The following is an 18,256-nucleotide window of genomic DNA, read 5'->3' as shown; positions in this document are numbered from 1 at the left end:
ACGCGCTTCAGCAACAGGCTTCAGAGTTTTGCCAGCGATATCGAACATGGCTTAACCCTTTCCGAACCAGCCGCGTTTTTTCGTTGGACTGGGTAATAGTCCAATGCGTGAAGCACCTTCACGGACAGCCGGCACAAAGTGCGATGCGAAACCTAATAACGAGTCGGCGAACGGTCCGAGTTCCTCCAACTTCTCCTTCTTGTAGCGCCAGATCAGGATGTCCTCGCGTCGATCCGAGTTCACGGCTTGAGCCGCCAGGCGCGGATCGACAATCGGAATGATGCCGTTCGGAATCAATGCCAATTCAATCTTGTCCTCGCTCAACGCCTGCTGCAACATCTTGTGCGCCGACTTGAAGCCATCGCCCACCACCTGGTTGTAGCAAAGCTTTACGCGGCTGCCAATAAATTCATGGGCGCTGCCCTTGCCGACCACACTTGCCAATGAGTTGATCATCCTTGCGATCCAGCGACGGGTTTCTGCGAGATCAGGAATTTCCGGTTTGATGACAATCGCAATACCTTCCGCGGACTTAAGCGCCGCACGATGCACCACGTGCGCAGGATTGATGCCAACATCCATAATCACCACACCGCCTGCGGCGACACCTGCCTCGTATAACCCTTGAATAACCTCTGCAACTTTACCTTCCTGTTGCAGGACTTCATCTCCCAGATCATCGGTGATGAGTCCCGGCAGGACTCGCAGGGTGGGTAAATTTTCCAAGGGTGTAAAGGTGAGATACGCAGCACCTGAGGCAACATCGCTCATCACGCCCTTGTTGGCTTTGGCGATCTCACGTCGTAACAAACCGATCATGGTGGTATTCACGCGCTCCAGGCGCATGTGATATTGCAGTGCGCCGGCATTACCGTCTGCATCGACAAGGTAAGTGGTAATCCCGCTGAGCGCTAATGCAACCGCGAGATTGACAGCCACCGTGGTTTTCCCTGTTCCGCCTTTCGGGGAAGTAATCGCAATCTTCCTCACCGCCATCCCCGATTGAATGCGCGCCGACATATCACTGCCCGGCACCGCCCGGCGATACTGGTCATCTGCCGCGAGATTGCCGGCATCAGCACGGCGCATCTCTTCATACAGTTTATTGATATCCACATCCGAGGGCGGGTAAGCAATGGAAGGCACACCCACACCATTCGCCCAAGATGCCATGCCATCGCCCACGCCGGCGATGACGAAGATCAACTTGCCACGCTCTGCCGCCTTGACCAGACTCTCTGGCGATACCGATGACTCCGGTGAGACCACCACCAGCGCACGGAAATCGAACAGGTCAATATGCTGCGGCGTAAAGGCCGCGATCTGGGCAATAACGGAATGTCCTTGTTCCGCTAGTTGCATATTCAAACGGGAAGTCACAGTTCCCGCGCCAAGCAAGAGAACCTGCATTACTCGCCTCCTTCCAGAACTCCCTCGCGATCCTCTTTGAAGAGATCTTCGAAGTCCCAATACGTGAAGCCGGCTGTCGGTGTTTCATCACCGCGCGCCATCAGGGAAACGATAAGTTTGTCACCCTGTTGAAGTGCAAGGGACAACACTTCACGGCTCTCATTGGGGACAAGCAGGATCAACATTTTCTGCGTATCTTCAAGCGTGAAGGAGGAGCCGCTGTCACTGTTCTCTGTAGAGTCCGTCTGCGCAGGCAAGCCTTGTACCGCGATCACGCGCACGCCCATCGGGAACAAATCCTTGGCAAGCGGCGGAAACGAACGGTTGATCGCATCTGACTGTTCCAATTCAAGCGGAGAGGGTTGGGCGGTTGGTTCAACATACCCAGGATCGATGACCAATTCCGGCATCGGGGTGGGTGTGCTCATCTGTTGCGGGTGCTGATCACCACGGTCACACCGATCAGGTCGCCGGGCAGAAAAGCTTCCGCATCCGGAGCCACGAGATTCATGGCATCCAATGGCAGAGGGAACAAACTATGACCGGGGAATTGTGCAAGAACCGCCGACAAGCGCGTACCCTCTGCTGCCGGCGCGACGATGGCACTGCGAAAAACAGGCTGCCCGATAAAGATCGGTTGAGCGACAATGCCACCCACCACTCCGGTAACTTCCTCCCCGGGAATATACATACTGGCATTGTCATCCTGAAAAACGGTCTTGACCGCCAGGTCACTCGCTGTAATGACATCGCCGATGTTCAAGTCGCGTGTGGCAGACAACACAGAAACGGTGGGCGGTTTCTGCGCCGCACCCAATGCATTCAAGGCGATGAACGCAACCAGAAAAATTCCAACCGACACACCCAGCACCACCAGGTTCACGCCGGTTGAGGCAATTCGTTTCAACATGTTTCTTCTTTTCTCCATTCGTTGTTTTTTTCAAATGCTTGCCGCAGGGCAGGGGTTTCTTCAATGATCTCTTCGAGTCGTTCGAGTGTCTGGCGCATCAATCCATACAGGGTCAGCATGACGAAATCCGTCTGGATGTGACTGGACTTGAATACCTGTTGATGGGTCTCTGCAAGGGATCGAACGACCTGCATCACATCCGCATCTGCCAGCGCTTCCGCCGACACACGTGGCATATCCGGAAAGCATTCCTGGATCAGATCCGCCACTTCCTGTCCAATGGATGAAGAGTCGCTCTGCACAGGCAGTTCTGTTTCAGATTGTGCAGGAGGATCGAGCAGGTCTGCAATGGAAGTCTCCGGGTCGGCGCGTAATTGTTCAATGGCACGCGGCAGGCGTTTGAGCCCGGCTTGAACGGCTTCCAGCAATCGTGTTTGTGCCTGTGGGGAAAGCGCTGCCACGGCTTCGATGTTGCGCACGGAAACGTGCGGACGAAGTCCCTCGGGCAGTGACTCCAACAACCGCTGCCGGCGATCCTGTTTGGACTGGTATGACTCACTCATGGGCGTGACTATACTTTTCAGGAGAACAAGGTGGGTCGCATGTGTCGCTTACCGTTTTAAAAAAATACGCCCGGTCGTGAACCGGGCGTATTTTTCATTGTGTGCTTATTCCTGAACTTCCTCAAAGATACGAATGTCATCCAGATGAAACTCCTTGTTCCCGCCATCCTGGAAACCCAACTCAAGAACCGGTGCGATCTGCCACCATCGTTGCGGCTGGGTGTTCACCAGATAATTATCGCTCCAGACCTGGATCTCCAGCGGTCCAAACGCCGGCATCGTCATCCGACACACTTCCAACCCGTCCACCGACATGTTTCCCAGCCATTGGGTTCTACTGATCCGATGCAGACGAATCTGGTAGTTGTGCCAGAGTTCCGTATCCACATTCATGGCTTCGACCTGTGCAGGCGCCCAATTGAGCGCCAGATAACAAACCGCACCATTATTGCCATTGAAGGAGGACTCCTTGCCGATCATGGAAAGTCCGAACATATCGAAGGGCTTGGCAAACCTTCCATCTGCCTGAAGCGTCCCTTGCGGCTGCAGGACAACTCCCGCCGTCCCATAAAAATTATCATCCACCCGGCTTTTGAATTCCAAGACCACATCGCTTGATGGAGTAGGCTGAAACTCACTGCCGCCGATCAACGTGACATTGTTATATTGCTCACTGGAAGGTTCCTGCCATTCCGCGCTTTCTCTATTGAATTCGGAATCTGGAACATGCCGAAGGGTCAGTTGATGATCAACTTCCATTTGCGCTGCATGCCAACCGGTTTCATTTGAGACCTGCCCGGCGCCATTGATGATCGTGAAATCCCAAAATGCCGTGGACAGCCCATTTTCGAAATCCTCCGTGAGTGGTGCGGGATTTTCAAAGTCATCCGGTGTGTCTCCCGCCAGCTTCGCAAGCCGCTGGGCCTCGCTCCAGACCGTCCAGGCGGAATACAACTGCTGAAGGTTGAGCCCCGCGAACAATACAAGCAGCGTCAGGACCAAAAGTGTTATCTTTATGACTCGTTTTTTCCATTCTTGTTTGGTATCCATTTCGTATCCTTTTTTGTTTTTTGCGCGATGATACGAAAGGCAGTCAAGGGGTATGAGAAGCGTGTCGCTACTATTTCCCCGCAGTGTAATTCTCGAAATTGGGATATTCGATAAATCCGATGGCATCCAATGTTCGCAATTTCCAGTTCTCAAACGCAAGTTCGCCCGTAGGGAATAGGGGCGTGTTTTCAGGTCGCATAAGGTTACTCAAGGGGAATATCTGCCGCCTACGTACTTTGACAGTTTTCTCAAACTCCATATAATCCGCACTGTTCCTATTTTCCACAATCCATCCCTCTCTTCAAGAAGCCTGGCAAACCGCCGGGCTTCTCTTGTTGTATCCAATCCCCAACCTCAACTCAACGAAAGGAAACCATAATCACCATCACCAAGTCAATTCATCCGTATCATCCACTTCCCCCATGTAAGAAACAGGCTTGTTTGGAAATTTGCATGAACTCACTGAAAGAAATCTCGAACGTTTGGGAAATGGGAACCTATCAGAACAGGTTCAAGCTTCCCAAACAAGCCCAACGTCGGAACCGACACACATCATGATTTTCATGGGCGTGTCGGCGGTAAATCTTCCCTTGAAACCCACACAGGAGGCAATCTGAATTCGATCCAATAACTACATATCCCCACACAAGCTAAACGGGCGTTATGCATGGACTTCCCATGCCAACGCCCGTTTTCGTTTTCTATAGTGAGGACTCGCCGGGGTGAGAGGCCTGGCAGATAAAAAGTGAAGCCGCCCAGCAGCAACTGGACGGCTTCGGTGCACAAACATGTACAAGCCCGATCATATCACAACCGTAAAAACCGTCAAGATTTACGCGCCTTTTCCGCTCCAAGCCAATGAACGCATGGTGATCGTGAACGGCAAGGCGATCAACGTCGCCACCTCCGCCGGACGACAGCAAGGGGACTACCTGTATACCGCCGACATTACACTGCTGCGCGAAGATGCCGCCGTGTATACCACCGCGCCCAGCTGGGCCAGTGTGGAGGTGGAATGAGCCGACACACTGGACTGCGCGGATGCGTGATCATGCCTTCTCCCTGGAACTTTTTAACCAATCCAAACAAGGAGACGGATCATGAGAACTCTCGCTACGCTTCTCATTCTGGTCGCCATCGCCGCCAGCCAGCCCCATCACTGGCTTGCGGTCGTTTATGTTTGGCAGTACGTTGAGGTCTGTTGATCGAATGTGCGGAGTCGCTTCGTGGGAAGAGGGTCATGCGCATGCGTTCCGGATTAGGACGCGGGTGGAGATCAAAATCACCGCGTTCATAGGAACGCAGCGCGTATTCGAGCACTGCACATGCCACCTCTCCTGCGGGGACCAGCAGGTCATCGGCAATTGCCTTCACTTTCAATGACACTTTTGGATCGATGCCGCGATAGACCACCTTGCGGCTCTGTTGTTGTTTTTCCCGCTGACGGCTGCGTTTGCGCGGCGCTGCCACGCGCAGGGAGTCGTAGAGGCTGGGTGGTTGAGTTGGGGTCGGTGTATCAGTCTTTTCAAATGGGTCACGTCGTCCGGTCATATCCACTCCTAGAATTTCAGCACGTGCTGGGTCAATGCTTGATATTCCTTGGCAGCCCGGCACACAGGATCAAATTCCAAAATGGTTTTCCCTTCGGCGGCGCATTCCCGTAACAACGTGGAGCGATGGATGGGTGGCAGAACACTTGCATCAAACCGTTCCTTCAGGTTTTCCATCGTGGCTTTGCTCTCGCGGGTTTGTTCATCAAAGAAGGTCGGCAGGATGCCCAATAGATTTCCGCGCCAGTTTTTCTTTTCCTGAAGCACACTCATCATGAGCAGCACCTTCGAGACGCCGTCGGCGGAAAGGAACTCGGTGGCAGTCGGCACGATCACCAGGTCGGATGCCCAGACCGCGCGTTCCTGGATGCCACCGACACTGGGCGCGGTGTCGAAGAGGATGTAGTGCAGTCCATCTTTGAAAAAACGCTGGATGGATTGGCGGATGGCAGAGATGGGTTTGTCCTGCGCGTTGAGTACGGTCTGGGCGGCCATCGTCTGTTGGTTGCCGGGCAGGAGGTAGAGTCCTTCACGACCGGAGAAACGCACCCATGACTGCACAAAGGTGGTCTCCTGCGGTGTGCTTCCCATTGTGAGCAGATAAAACGCACCGGGTTCGGGGTTGTGTCCCAGTGCTGTGGCGGATTGACCCTGCGGGTCAAGATCGATCAGTAATACGCGCCGGCCTTTTTGAGACAGGCAGTGGGCGAGGGATACGGCAGTCGTGGTCTTGCCGACCCCGCCTTTTTGATTGGCAATACAGATGACTTTGGTGGACATGATATGTTCCTATTTTTGAAAACGATGAAGATGCTTCAGGTTCTGAGGGGATCAGAACAAAAGAAAGAAAACGATCACCCCGATAAGGAGGCTTCCGCCAAATATGGCGAGTCCGACGAAAATGCCTGTGAACATCTCAGGACTCGCTTTCTGCCTGTGCGGCGGAACCCGATTCGGTCTGTGGCGATTGGTGTTCTCCGGACATCGATTCGGTTACAGGTGGGGATGCCGTTTTATTTTTGCGATCCCTTCGCCAGCCAAGGATCATGCGATATACATGCCCCAGATTGCGGCGTTGTTCGGCGGTCAGTTCGATTTCCTGGGTGGGCTGTTCTAACATGCTGCACCCCTGTCATCGGTTTCGGCAGATAACTCGGGCTGTTTGTCTCCGCCTGCCAGTTGTCCCTCGATCAGTCCAAGGCGCTTGAGTTCATTTCTGATGATCAATGCTGCCTGCGACTTCACGGGTCGATATTCCTGTTGGGCTAATTGATTGAGTGCGTTCATTTCTGGTTCGAGAAGGTATATGACAACTCTTGCCATGTTCAACCTCGCTTGGGTTAAGATAAAAGAGCCACGTACAGCGGCTCTTTTACACGGCGGGAGTCAATTAATTCCCCATTTTGAGTCACAGGAATTCTACGGAAATTCCGGCGACATTATTTGATGGGTATTCTCGATACTGATGTTGCCCCCATGAGATTTTATGGAAATTGAAGTGGAGTAAATTAAAGATGAGTCTTATACAGGTGGGTTGGATGTCATTGAATATCATCGTCACTTTTCCTGAATATCCCTCGGACGCGGAATATCAGGATGAAGAACAACGCTATTCCAATCACAATGGGAAAAAGGAAGAATACAATGCCCACAAGGAGGCCGATAAATAATGAATTCATTTTTTTTACCCGTTAGGTATCATACTGGGTCAAAAAAACACTACGTCAAGCACCATTTCATGCGGTATGAATTGAAATCGGGATGGTAAACGCCTCTATCGTAAGTGTCATGGACCCCATTTGCGTGAAAAATAATTGTATTTCAAAAAGATTAATGCCAAGTAGAAACCGCCATAGACGCAAATCACATAAATCCTATGATAAATGTAATGTTTTACGTGCGCGTCGTTGTCAACTTGTCTTTACAGATCTTGGCGAAAAAATAAAAGCCGCTGCTCATGCGGCTTTTATTTTGAGATTAATATCTCTTGATTTTATGTTCCAGTTTCCCGTTGTAGTGAAGCGTTTTTGCGGAGTTCCTCAAATACCTTTTTTCGATTCTCGTAGAAACTGTTTTCAGACATGCAGGGAGTACCGTCAGCATACGTACCAAATTCCTGGGAAAGGAACTCGGTCAAGGTCATGGGGTTTCGGAATGGATCGCGATTTTCCCACGCTAATACGACTCGCATCCAGCGATCAAGCGAGTGGGTGGGTGGTCTGCCACGTCGTTTCGGTCTATCCATGCTTGCCAGCATTTGGGTTGTGTTTGAAATCCCTGATTCGAGCAGTCTCGTCTGAGGTTGAGCTTCCTCATATCCCAGCAACGAAAGGAAATATCCGGTCTGCCTGATGGATCGGTGAATTCGCCAGATGTCGATTCTGCGATGTCGAATGAAGCGGTCTAGGCTCCAGCCGGCGCGCATTCCAACCGTGATCAACGCGAGGATGAGAATGGACATGAGTGCTGCCGCAACTTCGGCGAGTTCTTCTCCAAATCGTGTTTGAATTCGATGGAAGACCCAGATGATCGAACCAAACAACAATCCACCGCATGTGAACAGAATCAGATACAACACGATTCGTAATTTTGGATGAATATGACTACGTTTGGTGTATTTAGCCAAAAGGCTAAAATTCTAATGGAGAAGCCCGAAAAAATGAATGTGATAAAACTTACAATCACCTAACTACGAATTCAGGAAATTACCCATGCCAATGGCTGTCGTATCGAATACATACTCCTTACGACAAGCAAACTTACTGCCATCCAAGTTATAATTATTTTGGGAGAATTGTTTTATGGACGATTGGTTGACTACCTATGATGCTGCGCGCGTAAGCGGCTATAACCCGGATTACATCCGTCAATTGATTCGATCTAACAAAGTGGTGGGGCGAAAGTGGGGACCGTCATGGCAGGTCAGCCGGCGTTCCCTGGAAACTTATCTAAAGCATGCAGAGAAACTGGGGGAACGTCGCGGAGCAAAGCCGAAGCCTGGTTCAAAAAGACGATAAATCGATGGGGTGGGGGATTATTGACTTTTGATTTCTGTGTAGTATAATTATCGTATCAGTACGATAATTATACCTGTTGAAACGGGCCGTGAATGTGGTGGAACACACGCACGACCCTAACCCAACCCACCGATAGTAGCGGAGGGACGGGCTGACTTCATTATATCAGCCCAGTTTTCACGCCCTGGTGAGATTCACCGGGGCGATTTCTTTTTCTGACCGGGCAGAATGAGATCGCTCCAATAATCAAAAGGAGCCTTCTGATGTTGAATACGAATCCAAGTCCACGAACGAAAGCAATTGCAATCCTTTCCAAGTTCCGCCAGGAGTGGCAGGAAGCAGCGAGTGGAAAAAGCCTGCTGGAGGTTGAAGGAAATATCGGCATGGTATTGGCCGATCTTGTGAATTCCTTTGAACTTGCCTCCCATGAACAATCCCTTGTGTTGGGACCGCAACTCTTCGAGGAAATGCGGGAAATCCTTTACCAGCCGTCCCGCAACTAAGCGACAGCCAGCCCGGTCTGGCACCGCTAATCCTATACCATTCCCCAAAAATAATATCACCCCTGAAGGAAGATCATGAAAACAATTAAACGTGCTGTACTCTATGCAAGAGTTTCCAGCGATGACCGCGGCAAGGAAGGACGCAATCTGGCTGGACAATTGGAAATGTGCCGGGATTTTGCACTCGACAATGGGTGGCAAATCATCGCAGAATTGTCCGAGGATGATCGTGGTGCATCTGGCGCTTCATTTGAATTACCCGAACTTAATCATGCACGTGATATGGCGCAAAAAGGAGAGTTTGATGTATTGGTGGTCCGTGAGATCGACCGCCTGAGTCGTAAGCTTGCGAAGCAACTTATCGTTGAAGAACAACTGAACCGGGCCGGTGTCGAAGTTGTTTATGTACTAGCCAGCTATGAGAACTCGCCGGAAGGGCGTTTGAACAAACATATTCGTGCGACTATCGCTGAATACGAACGTGAAAAAATTGCCGAACGCATGGTTCGCGGAAGGCGGTAGGTGGTCAAAAACGGGAAGATCATGCTTCATGGAAATAAACCCCCATTTGGTTATCGCTTATCAGAGGATGGAAAAAATTTGGTGATTCATGAAGAGGAGGCAGCAGTCGTACGGTTGGTTTACACATGGTATGTGGAAGGAGATGAAAAAGGTCGGCGCCTATCCACACGCGAGATTTCAAAGCGACTCACCCAAATGCGGGTTCCCACTTGGGCAGACCTGCGTGGAATGTTCAAAAAGCGCGGGAAAGGGGAATGGTCAGGGAGACTCGTGTATCGAATTCTGGAATCAGAGACATATGCCGGACACTGGCACTATGGAAAACGTAACACTTTCGGAGGTTACCACAAGCCCAACGCCCGCGAATGGTGGCTGACATTTAACGTGCCTGCTATTGTCTCTGAGGAAATGTGGGAGAAAGCTAAGCTTCAGCGAAAGGCAAATGTAAGTGTCTCCAAACGCAATATAAAAAGAGAGTACTTACTGAGAGGACGTGTCCGATGTGGTTTGTGTCATACCAGCGTCAATTGCTATGCTACCGTGCCTCACGAAAGGAAACTTTACCTGTATTACAAATGTAATGCGCTCATGGGGACCATCGCCAACGTGAAGTGCCATCTTCCAAGCTTTCGCGTAGATGTTGTCGACAAGTTGGTCCGGGATTGGGTGAAGGCGCTTCTTACTCAACCGGGAACTCTGGAAACTGGGCTTGCAGAATATCAAGAAAGTCGAGAGCATTTCATTGCACCCATACGTGACCGTTTGCTCGTTCTTGATGATCTTTGGCAGGACTCGAAGAGTCAACTGGATCGCGTACTTGACCTATATATTTCTGGTGACATTCCAAGAGAATTGTTGGTTGATAAGAAACAGCAATTAGAAACCACCCTCACCTCGTTGGAGAAAGAACGCGACGATTTGAATCTGAATTTGGAAACAGAAACCATAACAGAAAAAGACATCCAGCAAATTCGTGAGTTTGCTTTACATATTGCGGAAGGATTGGGCCCCGGAAATGAAACCTTTGATGATCGGCGACGCGTGATTGAGTTACTAGATGTTGGCGCTTTAATGACTGTAGAAGACGGTCAAAAATTCATTGATATATGGTGCTTTCTAGGTCGAAACAAGCTATCGGTTGGGTCACCTAGTTCTCAAAATGCGGCAGCCGCCAAAGGTTATCAGTGCTGTAGCGTGCAAAACCGCCGCCGACAACATCATACATGCCGCCACGAGCCATGGCCTGCAAACAATGTTTGATAAGTTTTATGTATTCTTCGTTTTTGCTTGCAATCGAATGATGAAGGAGAAACTCAACCGCCATTGCCTGCGGGAACTTGGGCGCATCGCCCCAGCCGCCATAGCCCCAATCGTACGATTCTTGCATGGCCTTTGCGATTGCATCCAGGTGTTCAGGTGTAATTGAATCGTTGTTTTGATTTTTGATCTGTGCCTGCAAATGACCGCTGACTTGCAGCCCTGTTTTCTCGACTTCATCCCGGTTATTTTTCCAGGCATTAGCGAGACCGCTTAATACATCTTTGAAAGCAGGCATGTTGAAACGGCGCACAGGCGGAAAATATGTGCCCGTATAAAATGGCTTTAATTCAGGTGTGAGAAAGACGGACATGGGCCAGCCGCCTGAACCTGTCATGGCGACCACGGCCTGCATGTAGATTCCGTCAATATCGGGGCGCTCTTCACGATCCACTTTGATGTTGACAAAAAACTCATTCATGAACTCGGCTGTTTCTTCGTCTTCAAAAGATTCATGTGCCATAACATGACACCAATGACAGGCAGCGTAGCCGATGCTAAGAAAAATTGGTTTTTCTTCGGCTTTGGCTTTTGCGAGCGCTTCTTCGCCCCAGGGGAACCAGTCCACAGGGTTATTGGCATGTTGGATCAGATAGGGCGAAGTAGATTTAATTAGATGATTCGGCATGGGATACCTTTAATGTGAATGGCGCGATTTCAAGAAACTCTCATGGTGGATTTCAAGCTTACCGGATAATTTTACTTTACCCTAATGCGCTGATGAGCGCAATCTTCCCAGCAAAATATAGCAACGCAATGTGTATTACCGAAATTCATACTGATTAACCCTTGAGGAAATATAAGAGACGAAGCCGCATTGACTTCGTCTCTTATATCATAGGATGATAGTTTGAATTCTCTGGCTGATTGGATTATGCCGTTTTCCAAGTGTTCCCGTTTTGAGCCAGAACCAGATCGAAAGGATAGCCTGAAAATTCAAGTTGCGCTTTCACCTGCCCTCGTATATCTGTTACCAGGCTTCGGACGAAAAACTCTGAACCGAAATTTGTATGCAATTGCCAGGTCTTACCCGTGTTGGCTGAGATCAGGATTTTTCCGTCTGAGGTAGCGCGAAATAACATGCCTTGAGATTCCACTTCAACAGGCATCATAGCAATACTGCCCGGTAAATTGAATTGGGCGAAGACGGCAGTGGAGAATAACCCTCCGAGTTTTAGAAAGTCTCTTCTGTTCATAGTCAACTCCTTAACCACGCGGCGGGAAGACGCCCTGCAATGCGATGCAGAAGTTGAGGGTGAGATACGGCATCATGTTGTTATGCGGCTGGTCACCACCCGCCGGAGACAGTGTCTCAGGGGCCATAGACACTAAGCCAGCCGTATTCGTTGTGTAGGCGTTGCCGCCAGCGGAACGCGCCAGCCCAACCGCTGCCTGAGGTGCCTGCACATCGGCAGGATCCGTTGGCCAGGCGCGCAGGTTATGGGTGTGGAATGGAATTTCGGATTCGAGTAATGTCACCGTTTCAGAACCACTCATTTCGCCCAAGTCGTGAAGCGATAAGCCTGGGCCTTGACCCGGGTGCATGGGTGCATTTCCCTGAAGGTCAGGCAGAGCAAAATTGCTCTTGCCATTGCCACCGTAGGTGGTGCCAAGCAGCGCAAACAGCGCGGTGTTTTGACTCAACGGCAGTAGTTGACCATCACAGAAAGCCCAGCCTTTTGGAGCGAAGTTAAACGGAAAAATACGAATTTCAGCTACAAATGGATCAGCCATAATAAACTCCTTATGTTGGGGATGGGAAGATCCCAAACAACGATATGATGAAATTGATACACAGATACGGCTGGAAGTTTGTGTGCGGCTGACTGCCGCCAATAGGAGTTACAGCTTGAGGATTCAGATTTGCTGTAGGTATTTCTGAAATATAAATCTTCACCGCCGCCGATTCGCCTGTTATGTTGCCGGCTGGGGCGTTGGCATTGCCCGGGCCAGCAGAAGCAAGCAAAGGGTGGGAATGAATCGGAATTTGGTTAACGGTCAACGTAATTTCCTCCGCACCCCCGGTTTCAGCCAGGATAAATCCATTGCCCTGATGGATTGGAAGACGTCCGCGGAGGTCCGGTAGAGCAAATGTAGACTCCCCATCGCCGCCATAGGTTGTACCGATCAATTGAAACAGGGTCTCATTCTCAGAGATAGGCAGCAGTTGCCCTTCACAAAACATCCAGCCTGCGGGGGCAAAGTTGCCGGCAAACATTCTTATTTCACCAACGTATGGTTGTGCCATTTTAGCTCCTTAGTTCTGGCTGGGGAAAATGCCTTGCAGGGCAATGCAGAAACTGAGCGTTAGGAAGGGCTGCATATTGAGGTGCGCCTGACTGCCACCAACATTGGCCACGGATGCAGCGTTGAGCGCCGTGAGATTATCAGCAGTCCGATACACATTGGAGGCTGAGGCAAGCACTGCATTGGTAGGGTTGACTGCATCGGCAACGTTGGGTGATGCCTGCTCAAGATGCGTGTGCGTTGGGAGTTCTGCTATGCTGAGGGTATGAGCCTGCTCACCACCGCGTTCACCGAGAGTATGGCCGCTCCCCTCATGGATGGGTACGCGGGCACGCAGGTCTGGCAGGGCGAAATTTACGCGTCCATCGCCGCCGAAAGTTGTTCCTAATAACGAGAAGAGGGCCTGGTTCTGATTGATGGGTAGTAACTGACCATTGCACAGCGCCCAGCCTTTTGGGGCGAAGACGAAACTCATGATTCGGATTTCAGATAAAAAGGGTTCGGCCATTTGATGACTCCTTTGAACTCTTATTCAGTATGCAGTTGCACTGCGAACATGCGCAGTGCAACTGCTCATGAACTATTTGCCGCTTATGGTTGTGCGCAAGCTGCGCCGCCGATAAAGCCGCCGCCGCCACCTGCCACGGTATTGCTTGCAAGGATGGTTGTGACAGCATTGCTATTCGTCACTGACAGGAAAGTTTGAACCGCGGCGTTGTCATTGTTCGCTCCAGCGTAACCAGGCAAACGCACAGTTGTCAGTTGACGCTGGCGCATACGCAAATCCACACCGCCATTGGCCGGTGTGCCACCCGCCCCATCAGCCCCAGCGTTAGTGAGGGTGTTGTTTTTCGCATCCAGGCAGGCTGTCATGTTGTCTGCGGGCAATGTGCCGATGTTGAAGTGAATGCCGTGCAATGAGGCAAGCGAAGCATCCGGGTTGGAAACTGTGTTGCCAGTCATGGTCACATTGAACGCCGCGCTGCCTTCACCCGCAAGGATGAGGATGCCGTCGTTATGGAATTGGCGCACCAGGTTATTGGTGATCAGCGTGGTATGCGAGCCGCCAGCGCCATGCGCTTCCACGTCAATACCGGAAGCATTTAGAGAGCCTGAACTGTTTACAGCGGGGTTGCCGATCACATTGTTTGAGATCGTGCCGCTGAAGGTGCCTGTGCCGCTGCCCTTGTTGACATGGATTGCTCCGCCGGAGTTATTGCCAACCAGCGGGCTGCCTACCGTACCGTTGTTCAGGATGTCATAGGTGAACGTACCATTGAAGGTAGCGCCGAGGATGAACAAGCCTTGTCCAAGCCCGATGGCGTGCCCGCCGCTCCACAAGTTGCCGGTGAAGTTCAGGTCAACTGTAGGTGAATTGAGCAGGCTGAGGTTGAAGTGATCACCACCATGCGCCGCAAAGGTGTTGTTGGTCACATTGAGTGTTACGTTGGCTGTTGTATCTGCTTCAACGAAGAGCCCGTCATCACCCTGTGCCGCGCCGGTGTGGTGGATGTTGTTGTTATTGACAGTCAGGTTGAGCGTGCCGCTGGAGTTGTCAATATGAATATTTCTGAAGAATCCGCCAGTGATGGCGTTATTGGAGATGGACGAAGTGCCGTTCAAGTTAATAAACAATATGCTGCTGTCATTGAATGGTGAAGCAACATTCGTTCCGTTCACACCGCTGACCACGCTATTGTCCAGCGTAAACCCATTCACGCCTGTGCCTCTAATGCCATAATTGGACATGTCGTGGATGTACATGCGTGTGAGCGAGACACCTACGACATTGTTCAATGCGATCCCAGCCCCAACTGGTGTGGCGGTTGAATTGTCTGCGCCAGTCATGTTCTGGATCGTGCCGCCGGAGCATCCGCTTGTATTGGCTTCAGTGCATGTCCCGCCGGTGCCAGCGACTGTGAACGTGCCTGTCGTGTTGTTAAGCACGATGCCGTTTGAGCCGCCGTTGGCAGAAACAGATGTGAGATTGATCGTACCGCCCGAACTGGATAAATTAACAGCGGCCGCATTCGATGTAGTAACGCTTACTTCTTCAACCGTTAGGCTGGTTGCGCTGCTGGCAGTTAATCCTGCCGTTCCAGAGCCCGGCTGGATGTTCAAGCCGCGCACCGCATCACTGGTTGCCATCACAACATTGCCTTGAATCGTTGGGCGAGTCCCGCCGATGCTTGGACGGGCTATCGTGCCTGCCGGAGGTGTGATGCCGAAGAGGGTGTCGAAGCCTGCGCCAGTTACGCCCTGCCCGATTAACCATTCATCGGAGTTGAGGGTGATACCGCTTATGGCTGTGCCGGTGTAGACGAAGATGCGATGACCGGATGCATCCACAGCCGCTGCAGCGGAGAGAAGATTGAATGGGTTGCTTAGTCGCCCATCTCCCGGTCCAGCAACGGCTGGGTTTACGAACCAGATGACCGGGCCAGCAACGTTGACTGTGACAGTTGCAGGCGCACTGCAAACGGAGGGAGCAGGGTTACCGCTATCACAGACTGTATAGGTGAATGTGACATTGCCAGTCGCTCCGGGGGGCGGATCAAAGTCAAAGGAGCCAGTGGCATTGTTGAGATTGCTGATCGTCCCGCCAGCCGGAGTGGTAGCGCTGACAGTGCCGACGGTGAATGTAGCGCTGTAGCCGCCGTCGCCGGTGTCTGGATCCGTTGCACCGGTCAAAAGCCCGGTTAGGCCGGTGATCTTCATATTGGCTTGCGCGTTATAGTTTTTCGCTATAGCACTCGGTGCATCATTGATCGCGTTGACCGTGATGTTCACCAAATCTGTATCAGTGAGCGCGCCGCCAGAGCCGGTGTTACCCAGATCATCTGTGGCAAGAGTTAGTGTCTCGGAGCCACGCGTATCATTGAAATTCAAATTGCCGCGATATTTAAGTCCCTGTGCATCGGCGAGCGTTGTATTGATGGCACTGAGAGGTGCAGTCACAACCACTGAGCTGGTGCCGTTGCCACTAACCTGCCCGGCTGTTACGCCGCTGGCAACTGTTGTTTTGACTGTTACAACGCCATTAATTACTGAGAAGGTCGCTTGGATGTTGCTAGCGCCAGAATCAACATCAGCGATGCTGATGCCAGCGATAAAGAGATCGGTATCTTCGTTTGCATTCTGCGCACCGGGTACGGTATTGATAGGTCCATCATTCACGCAGGTCACTGTGACCGCGACAGTGGCTATCGAACCGCCGGGCGTTAGAGTGTAAGTAAAGTCATCGGTTGGAACGCCGCCATTACAGTAGTTGGCGTCGGGCTGATAGGTGAGGCTAAGTCCATCGCCTGCTACAATAACTGCCCCGTTGGCGGGGTCGCTGGCGGAAGCAATCGTGAAGGAACCGCCGCCGCCATCCAAATCCGTATCGTTGGCTAATACGTCTATCATTGTTGCGCTTGAATCTTCGGCGACTGTTGCCGTATCGTCAAACGCGGTGGGCGGATCGTCTACGCAGGTCACCGTCACCTCGACTGTGGCTGTTGAGCCACCGGGTGTTAAGGTATATGTAAAGTCATCGGTGGGTGAGCCATCGTTGCAATAGTTGGCATTGGGTTGATAGGTAAGGTCTGCCCCAGCGTTGGTAATGACCACTGCGCCATTTGTGGGTTGGGTGACCGAGTCAATGCTGATCGGACCTCCATCTGCATCGGTATCGTTTGCGAGAACATTGATTGTTGTCGCACTAGAATCTTCGGCGACAGTTGCAGTATCATCTACTGCTACCGGCGCTTCATCCACACATGTGACTGTCACAGCGACTGTAGCGATTGAGCCACCGGGGGTCAGTGTGTATGTGAAATCATCGGTTGGCGTGCCGTCATTGCAGTAGTCGGCATCAGGTTCATAGGTGAGGTCTGCGCCAGTATTTGTAATGACCACTGTCCCATTTGTGGGTTGTGTGACCGAGTCGATGCTGATCGGGCCGCCATCGGTGTCGGTGTCATTGGCGAGAACATTGATCGTTGTCGCTCCAGAATTTTCTGCAACAGTCGCTGCATCATTAACTGCCACAGGTGGATCATCCTCACAGCTAACTGTCACAGTCACAGTGGCTGTTGAGCCGCCGGGTGTTAAGGTATATGTAAAATCGTCGGTGGGTGAGCCGCCATTGCAATACCCGGGATCAGGCTGATAGCTTAGGCTGAGTCCGTCGCCAGCCACAACAACTGTCCCGTTGGCAGGATCGCTTGCAGAGGCAATGGTAAATGGATCACCTTCCGCGTCGCTATCGTTGGTGAGCACGTTGATCGTTGTCGCGCCAGAATTCTCAGCAACCGTTGCCGAGTCATCGACTGCAACTGGTAAATCATCCACACACGTTACTGTGACTACAACGGTAGCTATTGCTCCGCCGGGGTCTAAGGTGTATGTGAAATCGTCCGTGGATGAGCCGTCGTTACAGTAATTCGGGTCAGGCTCATAGGTGAGGCTGAGCCCATCGACTGCCACAACAACTGTCCCGTTGGCAGGATCGCTAGCTGAGTCAATAGTGAAGGGGTCGCCTTCCAGGTCAGTGTCATTCACAAGCACATCAATGACTGTTGCGCCCGAATCTTCTGCAACGGTAGCTGTATCATCCACTGCCACTGGAGGCTCATTACAGGGCTGGATAGCATATGTGAAGTACATGCCCCAACTGCCCTTGTTCGGAACGAAGAGGGTGCCTTGCGCCCATGCACCGGCAGTTTGAGTCGAGTCCGAATTTTGCACATCTGCATGAGCCGCTATATATATAGTGCTCCCCAAGCTACTCAGTGGGATTTCGTAAGTAAACTCGGTGATCCCAGAGTGCGAGGTGTGATAAGGGAATTGGCCTACCTTTGGGTTGCCCTTATTGGTGACAGGTATGTCAGCCAGTGAATTGGTCACGGCCAAATCGGTTTTCACCAAGGTCCACGGCGGCGTGACGGTATAGGTGACGAACAATGTGGTCTCGCTATTGGCAACCGTCACCGTGCCTATGTCAACATTTTTGTCACTGAGCAGCGGAACAATGGTTGGATCTCCACAGAAAGGCTCCAGGACGTTGGCTGGCGCAGCCGGGCCTTTTGATGCGGCGGCAGTCGCAGGGGCCAGCAAGCCAAGTGCCATGACTGTGATCAAAAAGAAAGTGGATAGTTTAGACATAAAGAGTTCCTTTCCCTAA

Annotated in this window: 23 protein-coding genes; 6 read left to right on the top strand and 17 right to left on the bottom strand. The window is 51.5% G+C overall.

What is annotated here, in order from left to right; all coding sequences use genetic code 11:
- Positions 1-51: 51 nt before the first annotated feature.
- The 6 genes from AC14M5_RS11115 to AC14M5_RS11090 form a co-directional block, all read right to left on the bottom strand.
- Complete coding sequence (locus AC14M5_RS11115; protein ID WP_484029737.1) at positions 52-1,410, bottom strand: ParA family protein; 1,359 nt, start codon at positions 1,408-1,410, stop codon at positions 52-54.
- Positions 1,410-1,838, bottom strand: a complete 429-nt coding sequence (locus AC14M5_RS11110; protein ID WP_484029736.1) for a hypothetical protein — start codon at positions 1,836-1,838, stop codon at positions 1,410-1,412. Before AC14M5_RS11110 ends, AC14M5_RS11115 begins: the two co-directional genes overlap by 1 nt.
- Positions 1,835-2,320 (bottom strand): SAF domain-containing protein, encoded by a 486-nt coding sequence (locus AC14M5_RS11105; RefSeq protein WP_484029735.1) that lies wholly within the window; start codon positions 2,318-2,320, stop codon positions 1,835-1,837. The genes AC14M5_RS11110 and AC14M5_RS11105 overlap by 4 nt, the downstream gene beginning before the upstream one ends.
- Positions 2,314-2,883 carry a hypothetical protein gene (locus tag AC14M5_RS11100; protein ID WP_484029734.1) on the bottom strand — a complete coding sequence of 190 codons (570 nt, stop codon included), beginning with the start codon at positions 2,881-2,883 and terminating at the stop codon, positions 2,314-2,316. The genes AC14M5_RS11105 and AC14M5_RS11100 overlap by 7 nt, the downstream gene beginning before the upstream one ends.
- Positions 2,884-2,988: 105 nt before the next feature.
- Entirely contained in the window at positions 2,989-3,933 is a 945-nt protein-coding gene (locus AC14M5_RS11095; RefSeq protein ID WP_484029733.1) for a hypothetical protein, read from the bottom strand.
- Positions 3,934-4,003: 70 nt separating this feature from the next.
- Entirely contained in the window at positions 4,004-4,132 is a 129-nt protein-coding gene (locus AC14M5_RS11090; protein ID WP_484029732.1) for a hypothetical protein, read from the bottom strand.
- Between the two features lie 589 nt (positions 4,133-4,721).
- Here AC14M5_RS11090 and AC14M5_RS11085 point away from each other — a divergent pair.
- On the top strand, positions 4,722-4,952 hold the full coding sequence (locus AC14M5_RS11085; RefSeq protein ID WP_484029731.1) for a hypothetical protein: 231 nt from the start codon (positions 4,722-4,724) through the stop codon (positions 4,950-4,952).
- 103 nt (positions 4,953-5,055) lie between these two features.
- On the opposite strand, the gene AC14M5_RS11080 is transcribed toward AC14M5_RS11085, so the two are convergent.
- From AC14M5_RS11080 to AC14M5_RS11065, 4 genes are all read right to left on the bottom strand, one after another.
- Complete coding sequence (locus AC14M5_RS11080) at positions 5,056-5,484, bottom strand: hypothetical protein (protein ID WP_484029730.1); 429 nt, start codon at positions 5,482-5,484, stop codon at positions 5,056-5,058.
- 8 nt (positions 5,485-5,492) lie between these two features.
- Positions 5,493-6,263, bottom strand: a complete 771-nt coding sequence (locus AC14M5_RS11075; RefSeq protein ID WP_484029729.1) for a ParA family protein — start codon at positions 6,261-6,263, stop codon at positions 5,493-5,495.
- A 136-nt stretch (positions 6,264-6,399) separates the two neighbouring features.
- A complete protein-coding gene (locus AC14M5_RS11070; RefSeq protein WP_484029728.1) occupies positions 6,400-6,603 on the bottom strand; it encodes a hypothetical protein in 204 nt (67 codons plus the stop codon).
- Positions 6,597-6,806, bottom strand: coding sequence for a hypothetical protein (locus AC14M5_RS11065; RefSeq protein ID WP_484029727.1), 210 nt, complete (start codon positions 6,804-6,806; stop codon positions 6,597-6,599). The genes AC14M5_RS11070 and AC14M5_RS11065 overlap by 7 nt, the downstream gene beginning before the upstream one ends.
- A gap of 215 nt (positions 6,807-7,021) precedes the next feature.
- Here AC14M5_RS11065 and AC14M5_RS11060 point away from each other — a divergent pair, with 215 nt between their 5' ends.
- Positions 7,022-7,153 carry a hypothetical protein gene (locus AC14M5_RS11060; protein WP_484029726.1) on the top strand — a complete coding sequence of 44 codons (132 nt, stop codon included), beginning with the start codon at positions 7,022-7,024 and terminating at the stop codon, positions 7,151-7,153.
- Positions 7,154-7,476: 323 nt separating this feature from the next.
- Here AC14M5_RS11060 and AC14M5_RS11055 read toward each other — a convergent pair whose 3' ends face one another.
- Entirely contained in the window at positions 7,477-8,109 is a 633-nt protein-coding gene (locus AC14M5_RS11055) for a hypothetical protein (RefSeq protein ID WP_484029725.1), read from the bottom strand.
- A gap of 175 nt (positions 8,110-8,284) precedes the next feature.
- On the opposite strand from AC14M5_RS11055, the gene AC14M5_RS11050 reads away from it, so the two are divergent.
- From AC14M5_RS11050 to AC14M5_RS11035, 4 genes are all read left to right on the top strand, one after another.
- Positions 8,285-8,500 (top strand): hypothetical protein, encoded by a 216-nt coding sequence (locus tag AC14M5_RS11050; protein WP_484029724.1) that lies wholly within the window; start codon positions 8,285-8,287, stop codon positions 8,498-8,500.
- Between the two features lie 263 nt (positions 8,501-8,763).
- Positions 8,764-9,003 (top strand): hypothetical protein, encoded by a 240-nt coding sequence (locus tag AC14M5_RS11045; protein ID WP_484029723.1) that lies wholly within the window; start codon positions 8,764-8,766, stop codon positions 9,001-9,003.
- A 75-nt stretch (positions 9,004-9,078) separates the two neighbouring features.
- On the top strand, positions 9,079-9,525 hold the full coding sequence (locus AC14M5_RS11040) for a recombinase family protein (protein ID WP_484029722.1): 447 nt from the start codon (positions 9,079-9,081) through the stop codon (positions 9,523-9,525).
- A 21-nt stretch (positions 9,526-9,546) separates the two neighbouring features.
- The gene (locus tag AC14M5_RS11035; protein WP_484029721.1) at positions 9,547-10,785 is read left to right on the top strand and encodes a recombinase family protein; all 1,239 of its coding nucleotides are present in this window, start codon (positions 9,547-9,549) and stop codon (positions 10,783-10,785) included.
- Here AC14M5_RS11035 and AC14M5_RS11030 read toward each other — a convergent pair.
- The 6 genes from AC14M5_RS11030 to AC14M5_RS11005 all read right to left on the bottom strand — a co-directional run bounded on the left by AC14M5_RS11030 (position 10,673) and on the right by AC14M5_RS11005 (position 18,237).
- Positions 10,673-11,470, bottom strand: a complete 798-nt coding sequence (locus AC14M5_RS11030; RefSeq protein WP_484029720.1) for a thioredoxin domain-containing protein — start codon at positions 11,468-11,470, stop codon at positions 10,673-10,675. The two genes, AC14M5_RS11035 and AC14M5_RS11030, sit on opposite strands and share 113 nt — an antisense overlap.
- A 244-nt stretch (positions 11,471-11,714) precedes the next feature.
- Positions 11,715-12,038 carry a hypothetical protein gene (locus tag AC14M5_RS11025; protein WP_484029719.1) on the bottom strand — a complete coding sequence of 108 codons (324 nt, stop codon included), beginning with the start codon at positions 12,036-12,038 and terminating at the stop codon, positions 11,715-11,717.
- A gap of 10 nt (positions 12,039-12,048) precedes the next feature.
- The gene (locus AC14M5_RS11020; protein ID WP_484029718.1) at positions 12,049-12,576 is read right to left on the bottom strand and encodes a phage tail protein; all 528 of its coding nucleotides are present in this window, start codon (positions 12,574-12,576) and stop codon (positions 12,049-12,051) included.
- Positions 12,577-12,586: 10 nt separating this feature from the next.
- A complete protein-coding gene (locus AC14M5_RS11015) occupies positions 12,587-13,090 on the bottom strand; it encodes a phage tail protein (RefSeq protein WP_484029717.1) in 504 nt (167 codons plus the stop codon).
- Between the two features lie 9 nt (positions 13,091-13,099).
- The gene (locus AC14M5_RS11010) at positions 13,100-13,597 is read right to left on the bottom strand and encodes a phage tail protein (RefSeq protein ID WP_484029716.1); all 498 of its coding nucleotides are present in this window, start codon (positions 13,595-13,597) and stop codon (positions 13,100-13,102) included.
- An 83-nt stretch (positions 13,598-13,680) separates the two neighbouring features.
- Positions 13,681-18,237, bottom strand: a complete 4,557-nt coding sequence (locus AC14M5_RS11005) for a beta strand repeat-containing protein (protein WP_484029715.1) — start codon at positions 18,235-18,237, stop codon at positions 13,681-13,683.
- Positions 18,238-18,256 lie beyond the last annotated feature (19 nt).

The sequence above is a fragment of the Candidatus Villigracilis sp. genome (genome assembly GCF_057083605.1).
Note: the sequence above shows the minus strand (reverse complement) of the source record. Positions and strands in the feature narration are given on the sequence as shown.